This window comes from Lacticaseibacillus sp. 22 (genome assembly GCF_055413445.1).
Window position 1 is genome coordinate 35,675 of sequence record NZ_JBVAYD010000017.1, and the last position, 22,023, is coordinate 57,697.

Below are 22,023 nucleotides of genomic sequence, written 5' to 3' on the forward strand. Positions count from 1 at the left end.
GAGGAGTGGGCCAATGAGTCCATTAATGGAACGTTTAGGCGTTAAATATCCGCTTTTTCAAGGCGGCATGGCGTGGGTCGCTGACGGCAAATTAGCTGCGTCGGTTTCTGAAGCTGGCGGTCTTGGTATCATTGGCTCCGGTCATGCACCTGCTTCATGGGTTAAGGAACAGATCGAAGTAGCAAAATCAATGACCGACAAGGCATTCGGTGTCAACGTGATGTTACTGTCGCCGTTTGTCGAACAGGTGATTGATGTGATTGTCGATGCCAAAGTTGCCTTGGTAACAACCGGCGCCGGCGATCCTAGCCGCTATCTGGAACGGCTCCAGCAAAACGGCACCGTGGTCATGCCGGTTGTGCCGTCAGTTGCGATGGCTAAGCGCATGGCTCGTGACGGCGTTGATGGTGTGATCGCTGAAGGCATGGAATCCGGTGGTCATATCGGCAGTATCACCACGATGGCCCTAGTGCCGCAAGTGGTAGATGCCGTTGATATTCCGGTCGTTGCAGCTGGCGGTATTGGCGATGGTCGCGGCGTTGCGGCTGCGCTTAGTTTAGGTGCAGTTGGTGTCCAAATGGGGACCCGCTTTTTAACCTCAACCTCAAGCCGCATTCATCAAAACTACAAAGACGCTGTGATTAAAGCAAAAGACGTCGATACCCTTGTTACCGGTATGTATGTCGGTCATGCAGCCCGCGTCTTGAAGAACCCGATGAGCCGCAATTATCTCAAACTGGAAAAAGAAATTGCGCTTTCTGGCACCACTGATTTTACAGCGGTGGAAGAATTAGGTAATGGTAGTTTGCGTAAAGCCGTTCTAGAAGGCGATCGCGACCATGGATCCTTTATGGCAGGCGAAATTGCCGGATTAGTGAAACGCGAAGAAAGCAGCAAGGACATTGTTGAAGAAGTCATGCAGCAGGCAAAAGAAATTGTCGCCGGCTCGAAAATGGCGGCTTTGCTCACTAGTCAGGTTGACGTGCAAGCGTAACCCAAACGCAGGCAAGGAGGTACCACTTTTTGCAATTTGCTTATGTGTTTAACGGCCAAGGTGCCGAGGTCCCCGGAATGGGGATTGATTTTTACCAGAATACTTTGATATTCAAAGAGATTATTGATCGTGCCGATGCCGTTTTGGACTTTGACTTGCCAGAGTTTTTGGCTAACGGTGATTTTGCGGCCCATCCGGATTACCTACAGCCGGCCTTAGTTGCTTATAGTGTGGCCATGCATGAGGTTGCCTCAGCAGAGTTGCCGCCGGAAGCTGCTTTAGCCGGCTTGAGTCTGGGCGAATATAGCGCATTAATCGCAGGTGGCGGGTTGAGCTTAGAATCAGGACTTGAGCTCGTTGCAGCCCGTGGTAAAGCGATGGCCGCCGCGTGTCAAGAACAACCAGGCGGTATGCTGGCGGTGATGAGCGGCGATGAGACCATCATCAAAACAGCTTGTCAGCAGGCAGAACATGTTTGGCCGGCTAATTACAATGGCCCGAAGCAAACGGTTTTGGCAGGGACACATGATGACTTGGCAACGGTTGAAAAGTGGTTGACAGACCAAGGTGTCCGCGCCATTCCTTTGCAGGTTGCCGGGGGCTTTCATAGTCCGTTAATGGCAAGTGCACAACCGTCATTACAAGCGGCACTGGCAGCGGCTCATGTCTTTGAACCAGTGATTCCGGTCATTAGTACGACGGCACTTAAGCCGTTTTCAGCTAGCAACATCCGGCCGGTATTGGCGGCACAAGTAGCCGAACCGACGAAGTTTGCTGCCGTGATCGCACAACTGAAAGCACAAGGCGTTGATACGATTGTTGAATTAGGCCCGAAACCGGTACTTAGTAAAATGATTAAACGCATTGACCGCAAGATGACAACCTACCTGATTCGTGATGCAGCAAGTCTCAATGAGGTAGCAGATTTGAATAACGGAGTGAAGGCAGATTGAAACTAACTGATAAAACCGCGATCATCACAGGTGCCTCACGAGGTATCGGTGAAGCGATTGCCAGAAATTTTGCGCAAGCAGGGGCCAACTTGGTCTTGAATGCGCGGCATGAATTTCCGGAAACTTTGATCAAAGAATTAGAAGACTATGGCCACGGTGTTGTGACCGTGCTGGGCAGTGTGGATGATCCCACAACCGGTGATCAATTGGTCGCCGCTGCCTTGGACCAGTTTGGCAGCGTGGATGTGTTGGTCAATAATGCCGGCATTACCGACGATATGTTGGCGATGCGCATGAAACCCGCTTCTTTTGCCAAGGTCGTTCAGGTTAACTTGGATGGCACCTTTTATGTTACCCAACCGGCCTTTAAGAAAATGCTAAAGGCGCGCGCTGGCGTCATCATCAATCTGGCCAGTGTGGTCGGTTTGACCGGTAATATCGGTCAAGCCAATTATGCGGCAAGTAAAGCAGGCATCATCGGGCTGACTAAGACGCTAGCTCGTGAAGGGGCTATGCGTGGCGTGCGCGTTAATGCCATTGCCCCAGGGATGATCGCCACCGATATGACCGCTGCCTTGAGCCAATCCAGTCAGGACCAGATTCTAGCGGAGATTCCGTTGAAGCGGTTCGGTCAACCTGAAGAAATTGCCCACACGGCCCGTTTTCTGGTCGAAAATGCCTACATAACCGGTCAGACAGTGACTGTCGCCGGCGGATTAGGTTAAGTACATGAACGGAGGAATGACATTGCAACGAGTAGTCGTAACCGGAATGGGTACTGTGAATCCGCTGGGCCATTCAGTCGCCGAAACTGTGGCGACAATGGACGCTGGCAAGGTCGGCATCCAGCCAATCACCAAGTTTGATGCTGAAAAAACCGGAATCACAGTCGCTGGTGAAGTCAAAGATTTCAAACCCGAAGAACGGATGAGCAAACGCCTAAGTAAACGGATGGATCTGTTTACCCAATATGGTCTCTATAGTGCCATTGAAGCATATGAACAATCCGGTCTAACTGAAGATGCGGTCGATTCAGATCGAGTGGGCGTTATTTTCGGTTCCGGGATTGGTGGTTTGACAACCATTCAGGAACAAGTGACGAAGATGTATGTAAAAGGCCCGGATCGCGTGAGTCCGCTGTTCGTGCCGGAAGCCATCAGTAACATGGTCGCAGGGACAATTTCCCATTACTTTGGTACGCATGGCCCCAGCTATGTTGTCGTAACGGCATGTGCTTCAGCTACGAATGCGATTGGTGAAGCAGCGATGCGGATTCAAACCGGTAAAGCCGATGTTGTGATTACAGGCGGCGCCGAAGCTTCAGTTAACGAAATCGGAATTGCCGGTTTTGCTGCGCTTTCCGCATTGTCCAAAAATACCGATCCAACCAAGGCCAGCCTGCCATTTGCGGCTGACCGGAATGGTTTCGTTTTGGGCGAAGGCGGCGGTGCATTGATTCTCGAAAGCCTAGAGCATGCACAAAAACGCGGCGCCAAGATTTTAGGTGAAGTGGTTGGCTATGGTGCCACCAGTGATGCCTATCATATGACGGCGCCCGATCCAAGTGGCTCTCAGGCGGCACGTGCGATGCAATTGGCCGTTGAAGAAGCCGGAATTAAGCCAAGTGAAGTCGGCTACATTAATGCCCATGGGACAGCAACCAAAGCCAATGACGCGATGGAAAGTAAAGCCATCCATGATCTTTTCGGTGACGATGTGTTGGTTAGCTCAACCAAGGCACTGACAGGGCATCTGCTGGGTGCTGCTGGTGCCATCGAAGCGATCATGACGCTAAGTGCCTTACAAAGCGGCCGGTTGCCAATGAATGTGGTGGATGCGGCTCAAGACGAGGATTGCCCGGTCACGCTGGTTAATCGCGACAATCGTGATACATCATTCGACTATGCATTGAGCAACTCCTTTGGCTTTGGCGGTCATAATGCCGTTTTGGCCTTCAAAAGGTGGTGAGTGTCATGGACACCAAAATGATCGAAGTTTTGATCAAACAGTTGGAGCAAAGTTCGCTGCACGAGCTGGAACTGACGCTTGGTAACGACTCGCTACATTTGGTCAAAGCAAGCCCTGCTGCCGCGCCTGCACCTGTGACCCCGGCTCCGGAAAATACGGCAGCGACACCCGTCACGCCGGTACCGGACAAGCCGCAAGCGGATGAAGGCACAGCGGTCAAAGCGCCACTGGTCGGAATCGTTTATCTGGCTCCTAAACCAGGCGCTGATCCGTACTTTCAAGTCGGCGATCACGTTAAAAAAGGTGACGTTGTCTGCATCATCGAATCTATGAAAATGATGAATGAGATTAAAAGTACCGTTAGCGGCACGGTTAAAGCGGTTAAAGTCGATAACGAAAGCTTAGTTGAATACGACCAGCCGTTGCTCATCGTACAAGAAGACAAAGCGTAAACCGAGTCGCATTCCGGCTCCATAAACACGTTTTAGGAGGATAGCATTCATGCTCGAAACCAAAAAGACACTTGAAGCACAAGAAATTCAGGCGATTTTGCCACATCGATATCCCATGTTGATGATTGACCGGGTACTGGATCTCAAACCCGGCGAATCTGTGGTTGCACAAAAGAACGTTTCTATCAACGAACAGATTTTTCAGGGGCATTTTCCCGGTAACCCGATTTTCCCGGGCGTCTTGCAGATTGAAGCAATGGCGCAAGCAGGGGCAATTGCTTTGCTTTCGATGCCAGACTTTAAAGGTAAAACAGCTTATCTCGGCGGCATTAAGAAAGCTAAGTTCCGTCACATGGTACGCCCCGGCGATGTTTTGCGCATCGAGGTCACTTTAGAGAAATTGATCGACAATGCCGGCTTAGGAAAAGGCAAGGTTTACGTCGGCGAAGATATGGCTTGCAGTGCCGAACTTGTCTTTGCAATTGGTTAAATCGACCCGATTCAGACTCGTGTAAGGAAGTGGAACTGTGTTCAAAAAAGTACTCGTTGCCAACCGTGGCGAGATTGCGGTCCGCATCATTCAAACGTTGCGGGAAATGGGCATCACCTCGGTGGCGGTGTTTTCGAACGCCGATCGCCACAGCCTACATGTCTTGCTGGCGGATGAAGCGATTTGTATCGGTGGTCCGCGGGCAACTGATTCTTATCTGAATATGCGCAATGTCGTGAGTGCCGCCATTTTAAGCGGTGCGGAGGCGGTGCACCCGGGTTTTGGTTTCTTATCCGAAAATGCCGAATTTGCCAAGTTGGTGACTGATGCCGGGTTAGCCTTCATCGGGCCCAAGCCGACTGCCATTGAGCAAATGGGTGATAAAGCCGTTGCCCGTCAAACGATGATTGATATTGGTGTGCCGGTGATCCCTGGCAGCCGGCCGCTTCAGGATGTCGATACAGCATTGGCGGCTGCACAGGCGATTGGCTATCCGCTGATGCTTAAAGCCAGTGCTGGCGGTGGCGGTAAAGGTATTCGTAAATTGGCGAGTGCCGATGACCTGACAGCCGAATTTGCCGGGGCGCAGGCAGAAGCCCAAGCCGCATTCGGTGATCCCACCATGTACTTGGAAAAGGTGATTGTCCCGGCTAAACACGTTGAGGTTCAGGTATTGCGCGATCAGCAAGGGCACGTGAGCGTTTTTCCGGAGCGTGATTGCAGCCTGCAACGTCACAGTCAGAAAATGATCGAAGAAAGTCCCTGCCCGGTGTTAACGTCACCGGAACGGGCTAAGCTGTTGCATTTAGCCGAAACAATTGCTGACGGCGTTGATTACCTTAATGCCGGAACGATCGAATTCTTAATGGATCAGCAACATCATTTTTATTTCATGGAGATGAATACGCGGATTCAGGTTGAACATCCGATCACGGAAATGGTGACCGGCGTGGATTTGGTTCAGGCACAATTGCGCATTGCGGCAGGCGAAGACGTGGAGTTGACCACGCCGGAACCTTCAGGCGTTGCCATTGAATGCCGACTCAATGCCGAAGATCCGGATCATCAGTTTATGCCCGATGTCGGGACGCTGGAACAATTACGCTTTCCGACTGGCGGACTGGGTTTGCGCGTCGATACCGGCGTGGCGCCAGGCGATAAAATCAGCCCGTACTATGATGCGATGATTGCCAAGATTATCGTTCATGGTCAAACCCGACAAGCGGCCTTGGCTAAAATGCACCGAGCCCTGACGGAATTAGACGTTCAAGGGGTTAAAACCAACCGCGACTTTGCACTGGCACTTTTCCAGGCACCCAAGGTATTGGCTGGAGAAGCTGATACGGCTTATCTCAACCGTGACTTTTTGCCACAATGGCAGGATGAAAGGAAGGATGCTGCATGTTCCAACCACAACTAACCCAAGAAGCACTTGCTCGTGAGGCGGCTTTGCCTGAAAACTTATGGATTCAATGTCCATACTGCAAGCAAGGCAGTTATCGTGAAAGTCTCGGCGATGCTCAGGTTTGTCCGCATTGCCATTATGGATTCCGCATCACGGCCAAAAAACGGTTAGCCCTGGTAGCAACAGATGCAACGGAATGGGATGCGGATTTAACCACGACCGACCCGCTGGATTTTCCGGGTTACGAGAAGAAACTAGCCGCGGGACGTCAGGCGTCTGGTTTAGAAGACAGCGTTTGGACCGGTCAGGCGAAAATCGGCGGACAGGTATGCGGTCTCGGTATTATGGATCCTAAGTTTATGATGGGTTCACTCGGAACCGTGACTGGTGAACGGATCACACGTTTGTTTGAAAAAGCCACTGAAGCAAACTTGCCAGTCGTTCTATACTGTGCAAGTGGCGGTGCGCGGATGCAAGAAGGCATTCATTCGCTGATGCAAATGGCAAAAGTCAGTGCGGCTGTGAAGAATCACAGCAATGCCGGCTTATTGTTCATCAGCGTGCTCACCGATCCAACCATGGGCGGCGTCACTGCCAGCTTTGCCATGCAAGGCGACATTACACTAGCTGAACCCCACAGCCTCATCGGATTCGCCGGCCGCCGCGTCATCGAACAAACCATCAACCAAAAACTCCCGCAAAACTTCCAACGCGCCGAAACCGTCCTCCAAAGCGGCTTCATCGACGCCATTGTTCCAAGAAGTGAGCAGGTTAGTTACATTGGGGATATGCTACAAATGCACAGAGCGTGAACAGGCCCGCTTAGAAACCGGAGCGTAAGTGGCCCTGAGCCTAAATGGCCGGTCTTTGGCCATTTAGGCTCAGGGTCCTTACGTGCAGGTTTCTGGGCCTGTGAACGCGTTTCAGCATTGGAGAATGTCCCCAACCGAAACAAAAGTGACTTTCCCGATCCAGCCGGTCTTTGGCCATTTAGGCTAGAGGTCCTTACACGCAGATTTCTGCGACTGCGAACGCGTTTCAGCATCGGAGAACATCCCCCAACCGCAACAAAAGTGGCTATTTCCGATCCAGCCGGTCTTTGGCCGAGGTCCTTACACGCAGATTTCTGCGACTGTGAACGCATTTCAGCATCGGAAAACATCCCCACCAGCACCAACACGAAGCAAGGAGGTACCCTGGCATGCCCAAAAAAGAAACATCCGCCTACGCCACCGTTCAAGCGGCGCGCGCACCACGTCCCTATACCACCCGCGAACTCATCAACGGCTTAGTCGCCAATTTTCATGAATTACATGGTGATCGGTCCAGTCATGATGATCCGGCTGTCATTGGCGGCATCGGTTGGTTGGATGACCAAGCTGTAACTGTGATTGCGACCGATAAAGGCAATGACTTGACAGAACGGTTGCAGACCCATTTTGGCAGTCCGGAGCCTTGGGGTTATCGCAAGGCGTTGCGGCTTATGAAACAGGCGGCGAAGTTTCATCGTCCGATTGTCACGCTGATTAATACACCCGGTGCTTATCCAGGTAAAGAAGCAGAGGCAAATGGGCAAGGGGCAGCGATTGCAGACTTGCTCGTCACGTGCGCCGATTTACCGACACCGATTCTGGCAATATTGGTTGGCGAAGGCGGATCAGGCGGGGCGCTGGCGCTGGCGTTTGGTGATGAAGTCTGGATGACAGATAAAAGCATGTACAGCATCTTGTCACCAGAAGGCTTTGCGGCGATTTTGTGGAAAGATTCCAGCCGCGCCAAAGAAGCAGCTGAAGTGATGCAGCTGACCCCGCGGGATTTATTGGCTAAAAAAGTCTGTGATCGGATAATTACGGATACCGGTACCGACTTCCCCAGCGCACTCAAAGCCGAGGTTAAGCCAAAATTGGCGACCCTTATGGCATTGGATCCGCAGACACTGGTTACCCAGCGTCAAGCCCGCTTCCGAAAATTTTAATGAAAGCGGCAACACACCGTCCATTTCATTGGCGGTGTTTTTTCTTTGGTCAAAAAGCTTTATAATTACGGTTGTAACTTTTCAAAACGGAGGTCATCATGCTCGAAAAAAAGTTTTATCATACCATGTTCAGTCACTCTTTCAATATTCCGGTCCGTGTTGAGTATTGGGACCACACGGAAGAAACATATGGAACAGGCGAGCCGACGATCACGATTAAAATGAAAAAAGCGATCCCAGTGCGTTTGCTGCTAAAGAATGCTTCGCTTGCATTAGGTGAGGCCTACATGCGTGGTGACATTGAGGTGCTTGGTGGTAAGCGGCCGTTGCAGCAATTAATTGCGGCGGCCTATGCCAGTGCAGACAGTTTTATGCGTAACAACAAACTCATGCGCGTGTTGCCTAAGCAAAGCCACACCGAGCGCAAGTCCAAGCAGGATATTCATTCACACTATGACTTGGGTAATGACTTTTACAAGCTATGGCTGGATCCAACGCTGACGTATTCCTGTGCTTATTTTGAGAACTGGGATGACGATCTGGAAACAGCACAATTAAATAAAATCGATCACATTTTACGCAAACTGAATCCGCAGCCGGGTCGGACGTTATTGGATATCGGCTGCGGGTGGGGGACGCTCATGTTACGGGCGGCCAAGACTTACCATCTGCATGTGGTTGGCATCACCTTAAGTAAGGAACAGTTTAAGCTGGTTTCTGACCGGATTGAAGCGGAACACCTGAATGACGTGGCGGAAATTCTATATATGGATTACCGCGAATTAGATCGCGAACCGTTTGACTACATTACCTCTGTCGGTATGTTTGAACATGTCGGTAAGGAAAATCTAGAAGAGTACTTTAAAGATGTTGCTAAGCTGCTAAAAGATGATGGTGTGGCGTTGATTCATGGGATTACACGGCAGCAAGGCGGGGCTGTGAATGCCTGGATTAATAAGTACATTTTTCCGGATGGCTATGTGCCTGGGATGGCGGAAAATCTGACCCATATTATTGATTCCGGTATGCAGTTGGACGACTTGGAGCCATTACGCCGCCATTATCAGCGGACGCTTGAAATTTGGGATACGAATTTCAATAATCACCGTAATCCGATTCAGCAAAAGTTCGGTTATGAATTTACGCGCATGTGGGATGTTTACCTGCAAGCCGCCGCTGCGAGTTTTGAGGCCGGTAACATTGATGTCATGCAGTATCTGATTAGCAAGGGTCCGTCTGGTAAGGACTTGCCGGCCACCCGTGACTATATGTACGAATAGTGCCGGAAATTTAGTTAACGGTTTATGGATACGACAGCTTTGAAAAGGTACCTTCAGGGGTGCTTTTCTTTTATGGAGGAGTATTCAACTTGACGAATATATTAGTGATCGGAGCGACCGGCAATATTGGACTGCCGCTGATTCAAGCTTTAACCAAACGTGCAGACGTGCAACTTTTTGCTGCTGTACATTCGCCGGCTCATGCGCGTGCAACTTTACGGGACTTGCCGGTTCAATTACGCAAATTTGATTTTCTTGACGCCGCAACTTTTGACCCGGCATTGGCGGCCATTGACAAGGTCTTCTTCGTGCGCCCGCCGCAATTAGCAAAACCCAAAACGGACATGTATCCGTTTCTTGATGCCTTGGTGCGCCATGGGATTAAGCAGGCGGTTTTCGTCTCGTTACTGGGCGTTGAACACAATCCAATGACCCCGCATCATAAGATTGAAAAACGCATTGAAGCACTTGGGTTGCCGTACACATTTATTCGGCCAAGCTTTTTCATGCAAAATCTCAATACCACGCATCGCCATGACATTGTGGCCCACCATGATCTATTTGTACCGGCTGGACGCGCTCGGACGAGTTTCATTGATACGCGCGATATCGGTGCCGTGGCAGCAACTGTCCTGTGTGATCCGCAATATATTGGCCAAAAGCTGGCGATTACCGGCGATCAGGCGCTAACATATGCCGAGGTCGCTAAAACCATGACGGCAGTGTTAGGCGTCCCGATAACGTATAGTCGGCCAAGTCTATTGCGTTTTCGCCACACCATGATTGCGCGCGGCTTGCCGAAGAATTATGTGAATGTGATGGTCATGCTGTATCTGATCACGCAAATGGGGAATGCCAAAGAAGTGACCACAACGTTGCCAAAAGTGCTTGGGCGACCGGCAATCACGTTTTCGCAATATGTCCACGATTATCGGCGCGACTTTTTACCGGAAAAATGACTTTGGCGGTGGAACGCAATGTCGTGAAACACGGCAGAAAATCTTGTTAACACAAAGAGCGATTTGCCGTCACAGAATGTTCAAAGTTCGTCGGTAGTATTAACAACATAGAAATGAGCCACCCACTCATTCCTAAACCCCAACCCAACTTTTTCATTTCTACTCCTCCAAAATAATGATTGCCAATTGGTACCCTCCGATTGGTAAAACTGAGACCCGCAGCTGATGGCCGCGGGTTTTGTGTTGAATTTTAAGCTGAATAAAGTTGGGCGGCTCGCTTTTTAACCGGGCGAATTTAAAAAGGGGTGCGGTTCTTGGTGATTTTTAGTCGTACCCGTGGCATAATGGGTCATTCGTGCGTAATCAATGATTAAGCAGCCCGGATCACCGCATTGTTTGCGCTTCCATTGACAATGCCGCGAACTCAGATAAGATAAGGGTATTATTCCAAACACAAGGTGGTAAGTACATGACGGACTCAATTGAGAATATGGCTAAGCGGTATCAGCCGTATTCGACGTGGACACCAGAGTATGTGGCAAGCTTGAAAGCTGAGGTTGCTGCGAGTCAATGGCGAACTAAGACGCATATTCAACCGGATACGGGCTTGATCAATGATCCCTGCAGTCTGAATTTCTTTAATGGCAAGTGGCATCTATATTACCAGCAGTTTCCATTTGGTCCGGTTCATGGTTTGAAGTCGTGGGCACATGTCGTATCCAAAGACTTATTCAACTGGCGGCGAGTCCCGGGTGATTTATTGCCGGATAACGAACTCGATGCGCAAGGTGCTTACACCGGTTCGGCATTAGTGACGCATGGTACGCTGCGAATCATGTACACCGGTAATGTGCGGGATGAGCAGTGGCATCGACAGTCCACGCAATTAGGGGCGGTTCTGGGCGCAGATAGCCGTTTATATAAAGATCCGAAGCCATTGATCGCTAATCCGCCTGCTGGCTACACCCAAGAGTTCCGGGATCCATTTCTATTTAATTATCAAGATAAAACCTATGTCTTAATTGGTGGTCAGCGGGCCGATCACACCGGCGCCATCCTACTCTATGAAAAGCAACCGGATAAGACCTGGCGCTTTGTGGCCCCGTTAAGTATCCCGGACGAATTTTGCGGTTACATGGTGGAATGCCCGAACATTGCTTTCATTAATGGCAAAGTCGTCTTAGTATATTGTCCACAAGGCTTGGATCAAGACTTTTTCGAATACGAAAATGTTTATCCTAATATTGCACTTGTGGCCGACAGCTTTGATCCGGAGACTGGCACACTGACCCATCAGCGCCTGCAAAATATCGATAAAGGGTTTGACTTTTACGCAACCCGGCTTGCCAATACCGAAAAAGATGGCACTTTAGCAATTTCCTGGCTAGGCTTACCCGACACGAATTACCCAACGGATGCAGACGGGTGGGAAGGCGTCTTGAGTTACGTGCGCCAGCTGGATTTACGCGATGGTCATGTTTGCCTAAAGCCACATCCCAACATTGAACAGCTTCGGGAAACTGCTACTGATGCCTTACCAGTTGTCAGCCAAAATACGGATCAATGTTCAGTCACGGCGTTGAGCGGTGCGTTCGAACTGAGTATGACGTTAGCTGCCGGCCAAAAAGCCACCGTCCATGTTCCAGATGGTGATCACGATCAACTGTTGATCAATCTTGACTCAGATAGTGGCCAAGGGATGGTTCAGCGCGAGAACCGTAATAATGGCGGCAGCCTGCGGCAATTTGGTTTCCCAGCAGGCAAAACGGTCACGATTCGGTTGTTTGTGGACGTCTCCGTTTTCGAGTTGTTCATTGACGATGGTTATCGGGTGGTTTCCGGGCGCTTCTTTGGGGACACTTGCCCCACTGCCGCACGTGTGAATCCACCTGCTGCGGTTAGCAACGTGCAGGCGTGGAATCTGCGGAAGGATAATGGCGGGCTATAGGCCGCTTTTGAAACTGAATGAAGCGATGTCAGTAGAAAGCACATCTGATATCAACCATGTCGCCACCATTTAAACAACTTATTTGCGCCAATAAATAAAAAAGCATCAGCCAAATGTCATTTGTGCAGACATTGGCTGATGCTTTTTTGCCAATCAACTGCAGTCATCTGTGCACCGAGGCATTTCATTTTCAGAAGTAATCGAATTTTTTCAGTTGTGCCTTGACAATTTTTGAAAGCGCTGTATACTCACAGTATGAAATCGATTCCATAAACAGGAGGTGCGCCATTCATGGCAACGATTAGCGAAATTGCTGCAGCAGCCGGCGTTGGGGTGACAACGGTATCGCGGTACTTGAATCATCATCCGTATATTTCCGCTGATAAGAAGGCGCGGATCGAAGCTGCGATCAAGACGCTGGGTTATACGCCTAGCGCAGCCGCTACCTCCTTGCGCGCCCAGGCAACCGGAAATATTGGCGTTTTGGTCTCGCGAGTCACGAACCCGTTTTTTGCCGGCTTGTTTGATGCCATTGAGCGAACACTGCACGCCCACGGTTACCAAGTCATGATTTCGCAAACTTACGATAATCCGGATGCCGAGGAGCGGTTTTTGAACCAGCTGAAAAGTCGCGAACTTGATGGTGTTATCTTAGCGTCAGTTGAAGTACCAGCGCGGGTGGCGACCGTGGCTAAAGCATTTCCTGGGCGAGTTGTCGTGGTCAATGCGGATGTGCAGATTCCCAATGCTAAGTCTTTGGTGTTACCGCACTATCAGGCAACCCGCGATGCATTGGATTACCTATTTGCACAAGGTCATCGTCGTTTTGCTTATATGACCGGTGGTGCGATTAAAAGTGCCCGCCACGGTCAAAGTCGAACCCAAGCTTTCTTTGATTTTATGCAAGCGCGCGGGTTGCCAGTCGAACCTGCCTGGCTGTTTGAGCAGGTGCATACCGCAACAGAAGGCCAAACGCTCGGACGCCAAATCGCCGCGCTGGCACCGGCAAAGCGTCCGGATGCTATTTTTACGAACTCAGATGAAGTGGCAGTTGGCGTTGTGGACAGTTTAGTCGCTGCTAACATTGCCGTTCCGGATGACATTGCGGTGATGGGTTATGACGACCAGCCGTTTGCACCGTTTGCCCGCGTGCCGCTGACGACCGTCCATCAGCCTGTTGCCGAAATGGCGCAGGTGGCAACGGACTTACTATTAGCCGGACTTGGCCGCGGTGAACCGGCTGTGGCTCCAGAACCGTTAACTTTGACGTTAAAAATCAGGCAAAGCGCCTGAATTTTATTTTTAATAAATATGGAATCGATACCACATTATGAAGAAGGAGTTACGCATGCTTAACGAAACCAGCCGCACATGGTGGCAACAAGAAATTTTCTATCAAATTTATCCGGCGTCCTTTAAAGATAGCAACAATGACGGCATTGGCGACTTGCCAGGGATTACCAGTGAGTTGCCGAAGCTCAAGGCCCTAGGAGTGACGGCAATTTGGTTGTCACCGGTTTATCGAAGCCCGATGGTGGATAATGGCTATGACATCTCCGACTATCAGGCAATTGACCCGCGCTTTGGCACCATGGCTGATTTTGACGCGTTGATGGCCGCTGCTAAAGAACTAGGGATTAAAGTGGTGATGGATCTGGTGGTGAATCACACTTCGGATCAGCATCCGTGGTTTCAAGCCGCGTTGAAAGATCCGACTTCACCCTATCGCCAGTATTATATTTTCCGCAAAGGTCATGACGGACAGCCGCCGAATAACTGGCGCTCTAATTTCGGCGCTGGCTCGGCGTGGACGGCGGTTCCCGGTGAAGCCGACATGTATTACCTGCACGTCTTTTCCCCGCAGCAGCCGGATTTGAACTGGGAGAATCCCAAGCTGCGGCAGGCGATTTACCAGATGATTAACTGGTGGCTGGCAAAAGGCTTGGCGGGCTTCCGGGTTGATGCGATCACTTTCATCAAAAAGGATCAGGATTTTGCAGCGATTACGCCAGATGGCAACGATGGCCTGGGCAAGGTGAAGCGGAAGGCAGAGAATCGGCCTGGCCTAGCGCGCTTCCTTAAAGAACTGAACGCTGCTACCTTTAAGCCTGCCAATGCCGTGACAATCGGTGAGGCTTCCGGGGTCGCCTATGATGAACTAGGCGATTTCATCGGCCCAAACGGCTACTTTTCCATGATCTTTGATTTCCATTATGCCGATATTGATGTAGCTTCCGGTTCGGAGTGGTTCAAGCAGACGCAGTGGACGCCGAAAATGCTGGGCGATGCGATTGCAAAAAGTCAGCTGGCCATTCAACGCGTCGGCTGGGGAGCTAATTTTCTTGAAAATCATGATCAGCCGCGGAGTTTGAGTAAATACATTCGCGAACCGGCGTACCGCAATGCCACCGGTGCCAAAGCATTGGCATTATTGTATTTCTGCTTGCGCGGGTGCCCGTTTATCTATCAAGGTCAGGAGTTGGGAATGGTGAATGCGGTTCGCAGCAGCATTGATCAATTTAACGATTTGTCGGCGCATGATAATTATCGGCGGGCGTTAGCGGAAGGTTATTCAAAAGCGGATGCACTGGCATGTGTCAATCGCCGCTCGCGTGATAATGCCCGCACACCGTATCTCTGGAACGACGAGGCAAACGGCGGGTTCAGCGATCACCAGCCGTGGCTACCGGTGGCCCAACAAGCACCCGGCGTCAACTGGCAGGATGAACAGATCGATCCCGATTCGGTCTGGCACTTTTACCAAAAGCTGTGCCAGTTGCGTAATGATTCGCCGTTGCGGTCGGATCTGATTGATGGTGATTTTTCGCCGCTTACGGTGGCAGACGAACACGTCATCGCATATGCCCGCGGGAAACATTTGCGGATCTATGTCAATCTCAGCGCTGCACCGGCGACCATCGACTTACCGGCTGGCCGAATCTGGCTGAACAATTATCCGGCTGCAGCACCAACGTTGAAACCCTACCAAGCGATTCTCATTGAGGTGAATTAAGATGGCAAAAAATTATGAACAAGAAGCAAAAGCAATTTTGAAGTTGGTTGGCGTCAATAATGTTGATTCCGTGACTCATTGCCAAACCCGGCTGCGTTTTGTTGTGAAGGATCGCAAGGCTATTGACGATAAGGCGTTGGAGCAGCTGCCGGAAGTCAAAGGTGTTTTCTATGGATCCGGTCAGTATCAGGTGATTATTGGTACCGGCGTTGTCAACGATGTGTACGCGGCGATTGCCAAGCTGGGGACCGTGAATGCGATTTATGGCAAGGACGATGCGGACACCACCGCAGCGGCAAGCGATGAACATAAGACTTGGGTGCAACGCTTAATGGCCATGTTATCCGGTATTTTCATTCCGATCATCCCCGTCATTGCGGCGACAGGACTGTTCTTAGGATTAAAAAGTGCGGCGACCAACGCTCAGGTATTAAAGCTTTTCGGCGCCGTGCCTAGTGACATTCCCGCCAGTCTCACCTCGGTCGTTTCAGTGCTGACCGACACCGTGTTTGCCTTTTTGCCGGCGTTGATTGTGTGGTCGACATTTCGCTACTTTCATTTCGCTACTTTAAAGGGACGCCGATTATCGGGATTGTGATTGGTCTTATGTTAGTTTCGCCGATTTTGCCTAATGCCTACTCAGTTGCAGACGGCAGTGCCAAGGCGATCATGCTGTTCGGCTGGTTGCCAGTGGTTGGCAGTCAGGGGTCAGTGTTAACCGCTTTGGTCGCTGGGTTCATCGGTGCGAAACTGGAGCTGTTCTTCCGCCGTCACATGCCGAATGTTTTGGAGCAAATCCTGACGCCATTTCTAACGATGCTGGTCACGTTTGCCATTATGATTTTAGGCGTCGGCCCGCTTGTCCATGCGATTGAAAACGGGATGCTGGTTGGTGTTCAGGCGGTGATTCACTTACCATTTGGCATTGGCGGCTTCCTGATCGGGGCAGCTTATCCGCTGATGGTGCTCATTGGGATCCATCAAACCATGATTGCCATCGAAACTTCGCTGCTGGCGTCCACCGGCTTGAATCCGTTGATTACGTTAGAAGCCATGTACGGCTTTGCAAACTTAGGCGTGGCGTTGGCGATTTTCCTCCGCGCGCGTTCCGGTAAAGCCAAGGCAACTTCAATGGGGGCATTCACCTCACAACTCTTCGGGGTTTCAGAGCCGACTTTATTCGGGGTTTTGATTCGTTATAATTTTCGGCCATTAATTGTCACCGTGTTAACTTCCGGACTTGGCGCGGCGGTCTTGAGCATTCTCAATGTTTCCGCCAACTCATATGGACTCGCCGTGGTTCCGTCATACCTGATGTATATTTACAACGGCCACGCCTTGCTGTGGTACACCATCGTTTCACTGGGGACGATTGTCGTTGCGTTTGTTGCCACCAACGCTTTTGCCATTCCTAAAGAAGTCTTGGCGCCCGATCGTGATGTCGAAACGGCGAATGCAGTGATTTCGTCAACCGTGAGTGACAACAAGGTCTATGCACCGGTCAGCGGCGAAACGCTTGCTTTGAATAAGGTAAGCGATCCGGTATTTGCTTCCGGCATGATGGGCGACGGCTTAGCGATAAAACCAGAAAATGCCGGCGTCAACAAAATCTACGCGCCACAATCCGGCACCTTATCGGTTGTTGCCGACACGGGTCATGCTTACGGGTTGAACAGCGATGACGGCATGGAAATTCTGGTGCACTTAGGGATTGATACCGTTAATTTACACGGTGCGCCGTTCACAGTGGCCGTCAAAGCCGGGCAACACGTCAACAAAGGCGACTTGCTGGGGACCATGGATCGCGCAGCCATTGAAAAGGCCGGCCTTGATCCGACAACGATGGTGCTGATCACCAATAGCAAAGCCTATGCCCGGATCGAACCAGTTGCCGACACCACGGTTGAAGCCGGCGCTGATCTGTTGGCAGTGCAGCGTGAAGATGTCAAAGTCGAATCGGTTTCACCAGCGTCCTTGTAAAAGATGCTGAAATAAGCCTTAATCCTATCGCCCTAGTTATTGTGACTGGGGATGGGATTAAGGCTTTTTTTATCCCGTTAGTTTAGGAGTACCGAAAAAACGTGAAAGCGTGTAGGATGAAGGACGTACAAAGCCAAAGCTTCATCCCGACACTTTCTGCTTTTTGTCCAATTGCGTGACCAAACACCTGTGATATAATCAGAAAATATCTCAATCTAGGACTCGGAGGACGTTATGCGTAACATTGGCAAATTAGTGGCGCTGGACTGGAAACGAATTTTCAAAAGTCCTTTAGCCTTCTTACTCATCGCAGCGCTGGTCGTCATTCCCAGCCTTTACTGCTGGTTCAACGTCTGGGCGCTGTGGGATCCTTACAGCAACACGCAGGATTTAAAAGTAGCCGTGTACTCGGCAGATCAACCCGCCACTTTTCGCAACCAGAAAGTGGCAGTCGGCGATGAGCTGATGGATCAACTAAAAGATAATAAACAACTCGGCTGGCGCTTTGTCGACTCCAAACAAGCCGTCCAAAAAGGCGTTAGAAGCGGTAAGTACTACGCCGGGGTGGTGGTACCAAAGCATTTTTCAAAAGACTTGCTGAGCTTCGTTGATGGCAAAATTCACAAACCGAAACTCGATTATTACGTCAACGAAAAAATCAACGCGGTGGCGCCTAAAATCACCAGCACCGGCGCGACCACGCTGCAAAACAAAATTTCGGACGAATTTATCTCAACGGCAGCCAAGACATTGGTGAAAGCCTTCAATAAAGCGGGCATCAAGCTAGATCAAAACCTGCCGATGATTCGCCGCTTCACCAGCTTGGTTACCAATACCAACGATCAGCTGCCAACGATCGAAAAGTATCTGGCGGAAGTCGACCAGCTACAGGCTAAAATGCCCGCGATTCGCGCCAAACTGCAAACCGCTAACGAAATGGCGGGATATCTGCCAGAAATCAATCAAATGGCTCAAAAGCTCACGGGGGCAAATGGCTATCTGCCCATGGTCCAAGATGCCGGTGAGCTCGCCACGAATGTTAAAGGCAAGCTACCCGAAGTTCGCCAGGCAGGCCAGCAGCTGAATACGGTGGTGACCAATTTTGACCAGCTCGAATCCGGTGTCACCAAAGCAGTTCAGGTGACGGATCAAGGCATCACGGTGGTTAACCAAGTCGATGGCACGCTGCCGGCTTTAACCGATTTTGGCAAAAATGCCCAAGCAGCGGTGGCAACGACCAAAGATGACGTGATTCCCAAAATCAATACGGCCTTGGGTGTGGTCCAAAATGCAACCGACGCCGGGCTGACATTGATTGCGGCTGCCAACACCAGCTTGAGCGCGGACTTGACCACGTTGCAGCAACAATTACAACAATTAGACAGCAGCAAGGACACCGCGGCATTGAAGCAAGCGATGGCGCAAAGGCTGACGGCACTGGCCAATCGTCAAGGCAAGGTTGCCGCCAACGCCACTAGCTTAGCAGACACGTTAACCCGGGTGCAGACCACTCTTAATCAGTTAACCGGCAAGGATGATCATGGGCTTGACGGGGCCATTGCCAAGCTCAAAGAAGTTGCCGCGACAGCCACTGCGGTTCAACGCGATGCCGAAGCTTTGGCTAAGGATGTACCTAACCTAAGTACGAGTGAATTGCAGCGGCGGCTCGGCGTTTTAACCAACACTGCCAATCAGTTCGCCGACGCGGCCAATACACTCAAAGCCCTTGATCTCGGCACCAGCGTCAAGCAGATTTTGAATGCTTTCAAAGCGGCTCTCAACGATGCCAACACCACGCTGGATACGATTAACCAGCAGATCCTGCCATCCATGCCGTCACTGCTCAGTGGCACGAAGGATCTACTGACGCAGGCGCACAACTTTTTGGTCAAAGCGAAAAAGCAGCTGCCGGCACTCAAGCAGGAACTCACCGACGCCAACGCGCTGCTTAACGGTCACATGGATCTCATCACCAGCGGCATCACAACCGTCGCGGATTTATACCAAAATGATTTCCCTAGCCTCAAAACCAAGCTGACAAAAGCCACCGACTTCATCAATCAAGATCTCCCTGGCGTCGAATCCGACCTCACCAACACCTTGGCCTTGGCAAACGAAAAAATGCCGCAACTCCAAAGCGGTTTGGATGACGCCCAGAAATTCGTGAAAAACGACTGGCCGACGCTAAAAGAAGCGATTCAAAAAGGCGCCGCGGCCATTAAAAAAGGCGAAAAGTCCGTCGATTTATCCCAGTTAATCAAACTGTTACGCCGCGACGCCACCAAAGAAGCCGGCTTCTTAGCTAAACCGGTTGAACTCAAACAGCAAAGCTTCTATCACATTCCGACATACGGTTCGCAAAGTGCGCCATTTTACCTGGCACTCTGTATCTGGGTCGGGGCACTGCTGCTGGGTGCGATCCTGATTACCGAGTATCGACTGCCGCCAACGCTCAGCGACGCCATGGTTAAGCAGATGTACACCGCACGCTGGCTGACATTTGCCGGCCTAGGGATGCTGCAAGGCCTCATCGCTGCACTCGGCAACCTGTTCTTAATCGGCACGTACGTCGTCAACAAGCCGCTTTACCTGCTATTTGCCATGATGCTCAGTCTGGTCTTCGTCTCCATTCTCTACGCCTTAATCGCGCTATTCGGCAACATCGGCAAAGGCATCGGGATCATCATCTTAGTCCTTTCCATCTCCGGTGCAGGCGGGAACTTCCCTGTCGTCTTATCCGGTAAGTTCTTCCAGATGATCAACCCATGGCTGCCATTTACCTACGCCGTCAATCTCCTACGCGAAACAGTCGGCGGCATCTACTGGCCAAATCTCTGGATTGATGTCGCGGCACTTCTGGCATTCGGCACCGTCTTCTTCCTGCTAGGACTGTTCTTGAAAGCGCCAATTCACCCGTGGATTGAGCGGATGAATGAGAAGACGCGCGAGTCGAAAATCATCGAGTAGTTCGTGCGGGTGGCAAAAGTAAAGATTGTTCAATTGAAACAGGCAATGTTGCTGGTGATCAGCCAGTGGCATTGCCTGTTTGCGTGTGGGAAAAGGGTATTGAAGGGCGCAAGTGTTCGAAAGTAGACAGGCTGTGGGCGCGTGCACGGCAGCCAAGAACGCTATCCTTTGGTATTGATTGCCGTGGAGTCAGGCTAGTGAAAGGGCTGGCGATCGAAGGCTTAAGGTTCGAAACTGTGCGTGTTGCAGCCACAGTGTAGGAACCATGCAACACGCCACGGACAAGTTTTTAGGCAAAAGAAAAGTGACGCCTCGTTGTGAGTACGCCACTTTTCGATTCAGTCGCTGATTATTCTGCCTTTTCCTTCTTCGCGGTCACCGTCACAACGAAGGTGGATTCGTCTTTTTGATACAAGCGATGAATGTTCTGCAGCAGCAACATGATCCACGACATGGCGAGGGCAAAGGCGATCATCTCAAATGCCGTCAGCGAAAGGTAGTGGACAAATTGGAACAGAATCGCGGCAAAAATAATGATGCCGCCGATGATGTAACTGGTGCTGAGAAATTCGCGTGAGACCCCCGGCAGCAGCCAGCGCACGGCGATGATCATTCCAATGAGGAAATAATTCAGAAACCACGCGCTTTGAGTGTGAAGGACATGCCAGATGCCGCGGTTATTCGGAAACAGCCCAACGCCCAGTAACGCTACGGCCGCCACGGTTAACATAATCCGCATCGTAATCAGCCGCCAATCCGTTTTCCGATGCGCCATCAACGGCACGAACAAATAGTCCACCAGCGCAATCCACAGCAATGCCGACACCGCAATCGTTAAGTTAAACTGCCACGCATTCAACGCCTTGCTCGTTCCCAAAAAACTGACATTATGCTGCCACCACTGCCGCGAACTGTTCGTCACAATCGCTCCGACAACGCCACCAACGAATGTCGACAAAAACAAAGTCGTAATGAAAGACGTTGAAATCGACAGCGCCGAATAAATCATCAGGTAGTTCACAATACTGATAAACAGCAAAAACAACCCTGTCGCCGTGTAAATATCAAAACTGACACCTTCAAACATGTAGCCAATCGCCCAAAAGAACACCGACGCCACAAACGCTAGAATAATCGCAAACGCCAGCAACAACGTCGGAAAAATCCGCCAATACCGGCGCCGATGATCACGCCCATGAATCCGCCGATGATTCTGAACATACGTCACCGCAAACGTCCCCATGCCACTCAACTCACCCAGCACAATCACCATCTGCGCAATCGAGTTCTTCCCCGTCATCGGCACCTGCAAAATCTGAAAATAAATAAAGTAAGCCAGAAAAAACAGCCCCGCCAAAACCGTTGGAATCAGGAAAAACCGCAACGAAATCGTCTGCGTCCCCGTATCCGTCCGTTTCGGCCGAATCACTGCTTCTTTATCCTTCAACGTCACCTCAACCTGCTCGCCATCTTTAATATCAAGATCCTCCATAATGGCATCCGGAATGACGACTTGATGTGCTTCTTTAGTCAATTTCTTCTACACGCTCCAACTTGTTTGATATGTTTTGTTCAGAAACTTACTGTAGCACATTTGAGAGTTGAGGTGATACTTAGGTTCCTGCCAGCCATCGGATAA

At 50.7% G+C, this 22,023-nt stretch carries 16 protein-coding genes and 1 pseudogene; 16 read left to right on the plus strand and 1 reads right to left on the minus strand.

Features of this window, described 5'->3' with window-relative positions:
- Positions 1–13: 13 nt before the first annotated feature.
- The 16 genes and pseudogenes from ACWP87_RS08955 to ACWP87_RS09030 all read left to right on the plus strand — a co-directional run bounded on the left by ACWP87_RS08955 (position 14) and on the right by ACWP87_RS09030 (position 20,384).
- Entirely contained in the window at positions 14–994 is a 981-nt protein-coding gene (locus ACWP87_RS08955; RefSeq protein WP_005684757.1) for a nitronate monooxygenase, read from the plus strand.
- 29 nt (positions 995–1,023) lie between these two features.
- Entirely contained in the window at positions 1,024–1,947 is a 924-nt protein-coding gene (locus tag ACWP87_RS08960; RefSeq protein ID WP_014569915.1) for an ACP S-malonyltransferase, read from the plus strand.
- Positions 1,944–2,672: a 3-oxoacyl-ACP reductase family protein gene (locus ACWP87_RS08965; RefSeq protein ID WP_005684760.1), complete on the plus strand. Its 729-nt coding sequence runs from the start codon at positions 1,944–1,946 to the stop codon at positions 2,670–2,672. The genes ACWP87_RS08960 and ACWP87_RS08965 overlap by 4 nt, the downstream gene beginning before the upstream one ends.
- 22 nt (positions 2,673–2,694) lie before the next feature.
- A complete protein-coding gene (gene fabF / locus ACWP87_RS08970) occupies positions 2,695–3,915 on the plus strand; it encodes a beta-ketoacyl-ACP synthase II (protein WP_014569914.1) in 1,221 nt (406 codons plus the stop codon).
- 5 nt (positions 3,916–3,920) lie between these two features.
- A complete protein-coding gene (accB, locus tag ACWP87_RS08975; protein WP_005684764.1) occupies positions 3,921–4,367 on the plus strand; it encodes an acetyl-CoA carboxylase biotin carboxyl carrier protein in 447 nt (148 codons plus the stop codon).
- Positions 4,368–4,416: 49 nt separating this feature from the next.
- A complete protein-coding gene (gene fabZ, locus ACWP87_RS08980; protein ID WP_005684766.1) occupies positions 4,417–4,857 on the plus strand; it encodes a 3-hydroxyacyl-ACP dehydratase FabZ in 441 nt (146 codons plus the stop codon).
- 37 nt (positions 4,858–4,894) lie between these two features.
- Positions 4,895–6,277 (plus strand): acetyl-CoA carboxylase biotin carboxylase subunit, encoded by a 1,383-nt coding sequence (locus ACWP87_RS08985; RefSeq protein WP_014569913.1) that lies wholly within the window; start codon positions 4,895–4,897, stop codon positions 6,275–6,277.
- A complete protein-coding gene (locus tag ACWP87_RS08990) occupies positions 6,259–7,074 on the plus strand; it encodes an acetyl-CoA carboxylase carboxyltransferase subunit beta (RefSeq protein WP_014569912.1) in 816 nt (271 codons plus the stop codon). Before ACWP87_RS08985 ends, ACWP87_RS08990 begins: the two co-directional genes overlap by 19 nt.
- A gap of 338 nt (positions 7,075–7,412) precedes the next feature.
- Complete coding sequence (gene accA, locus ACWP87_RS08995) at positions 7,413–8,237, plus strand: acetyl-CoA carboxylase carboxyltransferase subunit alpha (RefSeq protein WP_223804815.1); 825 nt, start codon at positions 7,413–7,415, stop codon at positions 8,235–8,237.
- A gap of 98 nt (positions 8,238–8,335) precedes the next feature.
- Positions 8,336–9,517 carry an SAM-dependent methyltransferase gene (locus ACWP87_RS09000; protein WP_014569910.1) on the plus strand — a complete coding sequence of 394 codons (1,182 nt, stop codon included), beginning with the start codon at positions 8,336–8,338 and terminating at the stop codon, positions 9,515–9,517.
- An 89-nt stretch (positions 9,518–9,606) separates the two neighbouring features.
- Positions 9,607–10,476, plus strand: coding sequence for an SDR family oxidoreductase (locus ACWP87_RS09005; protein ID WP_014569909.1), 870 nt, complete (start codon positions 9,607–9,609; stop codon positions 10,474–10,476).
- Between the two features lie 469 nt (positions 10,477–10,945).
- Complete coding sequence (locus tag ACWP87_RS09010) at positions 10,946–12,424, plus strand: sucrose-6-phosphate hydrolase (protein ID WP_014569908.1); 1,479 nt, start codon at positions 10,946–10,948, stop codon at positions 12,422–12,424.
- Positions 12,425–12,715: 291 nt separating this feature from the next.
- On the plus strand, positions 12,716–13,717 hold the full coding sequence (locus tag ACWP87_RS09015) for a LacI family DNA-binding transcriptional regulator (RefSeq protein WP_014569907.1): 1,002 nt from the start codon (positions 12,716–12,718) through the stop codon (positions 13,715–13,717).
- Between the two features lie 55 nt (positions 13,718–13,772).
- The gene (locus ACWP87_RS09020) at positions 13,773–15,437 is read left to right on the plus strand and encodes a glycoside hydrolase family 13 protein (RefSeq protein ID WP_014569906.1); all 1,665 of its coding nucleotides are present in this window, start codon (positions 13,773–13,775) and stop codon (positions 15,435–15,437) included.
- Position 15,438: 1 nt separating this feature from the next.
- Positions 15,439–17,417, plus strand: a pseudogene (locus tag ACWP87_RS09025) (glucose PTS transporter subunit IIA).
- 234 nt (positions 17,418–17,651) lie between these two features.
- Positions 17,652–20,384, plus strand: a complete 2,733-nt coding sequence (locus ACWP87_RS09030; protein ID WP_014569903.1) for a YhgE/Pip domain-containing protein — start codon at positions 17,652–17,654, stop codon at positions 20,382–20,384.
- A gap of 349 nt (positions 20,385–20,733) precedes the next feature.
- Here ACWP87_RS09030 and ACWP87_RS09035 read toward each other — a convergent pair whose 3' ends face one another.
- Positions 20,734–21,918, minus strand: coding sequence for an AbrB/MazE/SpoVT family DNA-binding domain-containing protein (locus tag ACWP87_RS09035; protein ID WP_014569902.1), 1,185 nt, complete (start codon positions 21,916–21,918; stop codon positions 20,734–20,736).
- Between the last annotated feature and the right edge of the window lie 105 nt (positions 21,919–22,023).

What these genes read in the sequence shown, in the direction of transcription:
- ACWP87_RS09010 (WP_014569908.1), top strand. Translation starts at nt 10,946, where the DNA reads ATGACGGACTCAATTGAGAATATGGCTAAGCGGTATCAGCCGTATTCG.
- ACWP87_RS08990 (WP_014569912.1), top strand. Translation starts at nt 6,259, where the DNA reads ATGTTCCAACCACAACTAACCCAAGAAGCACTTGCTCGTGAGGCGGCT.
- ACWP87_RS08955 (WP_005684757.1), top strand. Translation starts at nt 14, where the DNA reads ATGAGTCCATTAATGGAACGTTTAGGCGTTAAATATCCGCTTTTTCAA.
- accB (WP_005684764.1), top strand. Translation starts at nt 3,921, where the DNA reads ATGGACACCAAAATGATCGAAGTTTTGATCAAACAGTTGGAGCAAAGT.
- ACWP87_RS09000 (WP_014569910.1), top strand. Translation starts at nt 8,336, where the DNA reads ATGCTCGAAAAAAAGTTTTATCATACCATGTTCAGTCACTCTTTCAAT.
- ACWP87_RS09020 (WP_014569906.1), top strand. Translation starts at nt 13,773, where the DNA reads ATGCTTAACGAAACCAGCCGCACATGGTGGCAACAAGAAATTTTCTAT.
- ACWP87_RS09030 (WP_014569903.1), top strand. Translation starts at nt 17,652, where the DNA reads ATGCGTAACATTGGCAAATTAGTGGCGCTGGACTGGAAACGAATTTTC.
- ACWP87_RS09015 (WP_014569907.1), top strand. Translation starts at nt 12,716, where the DNA reads ATGGCAACGATTAGCGAAATTGCTGCAGCAGCCGGCGTTGGGGTGACA.
- fabZ (WP_005684766.1), top strand. Translation starts at nt 4,417, where the DNA reads ATGCTCGAAACCAAAAAGACACTTGAAGCACAAGAAATTCAGGCGATT.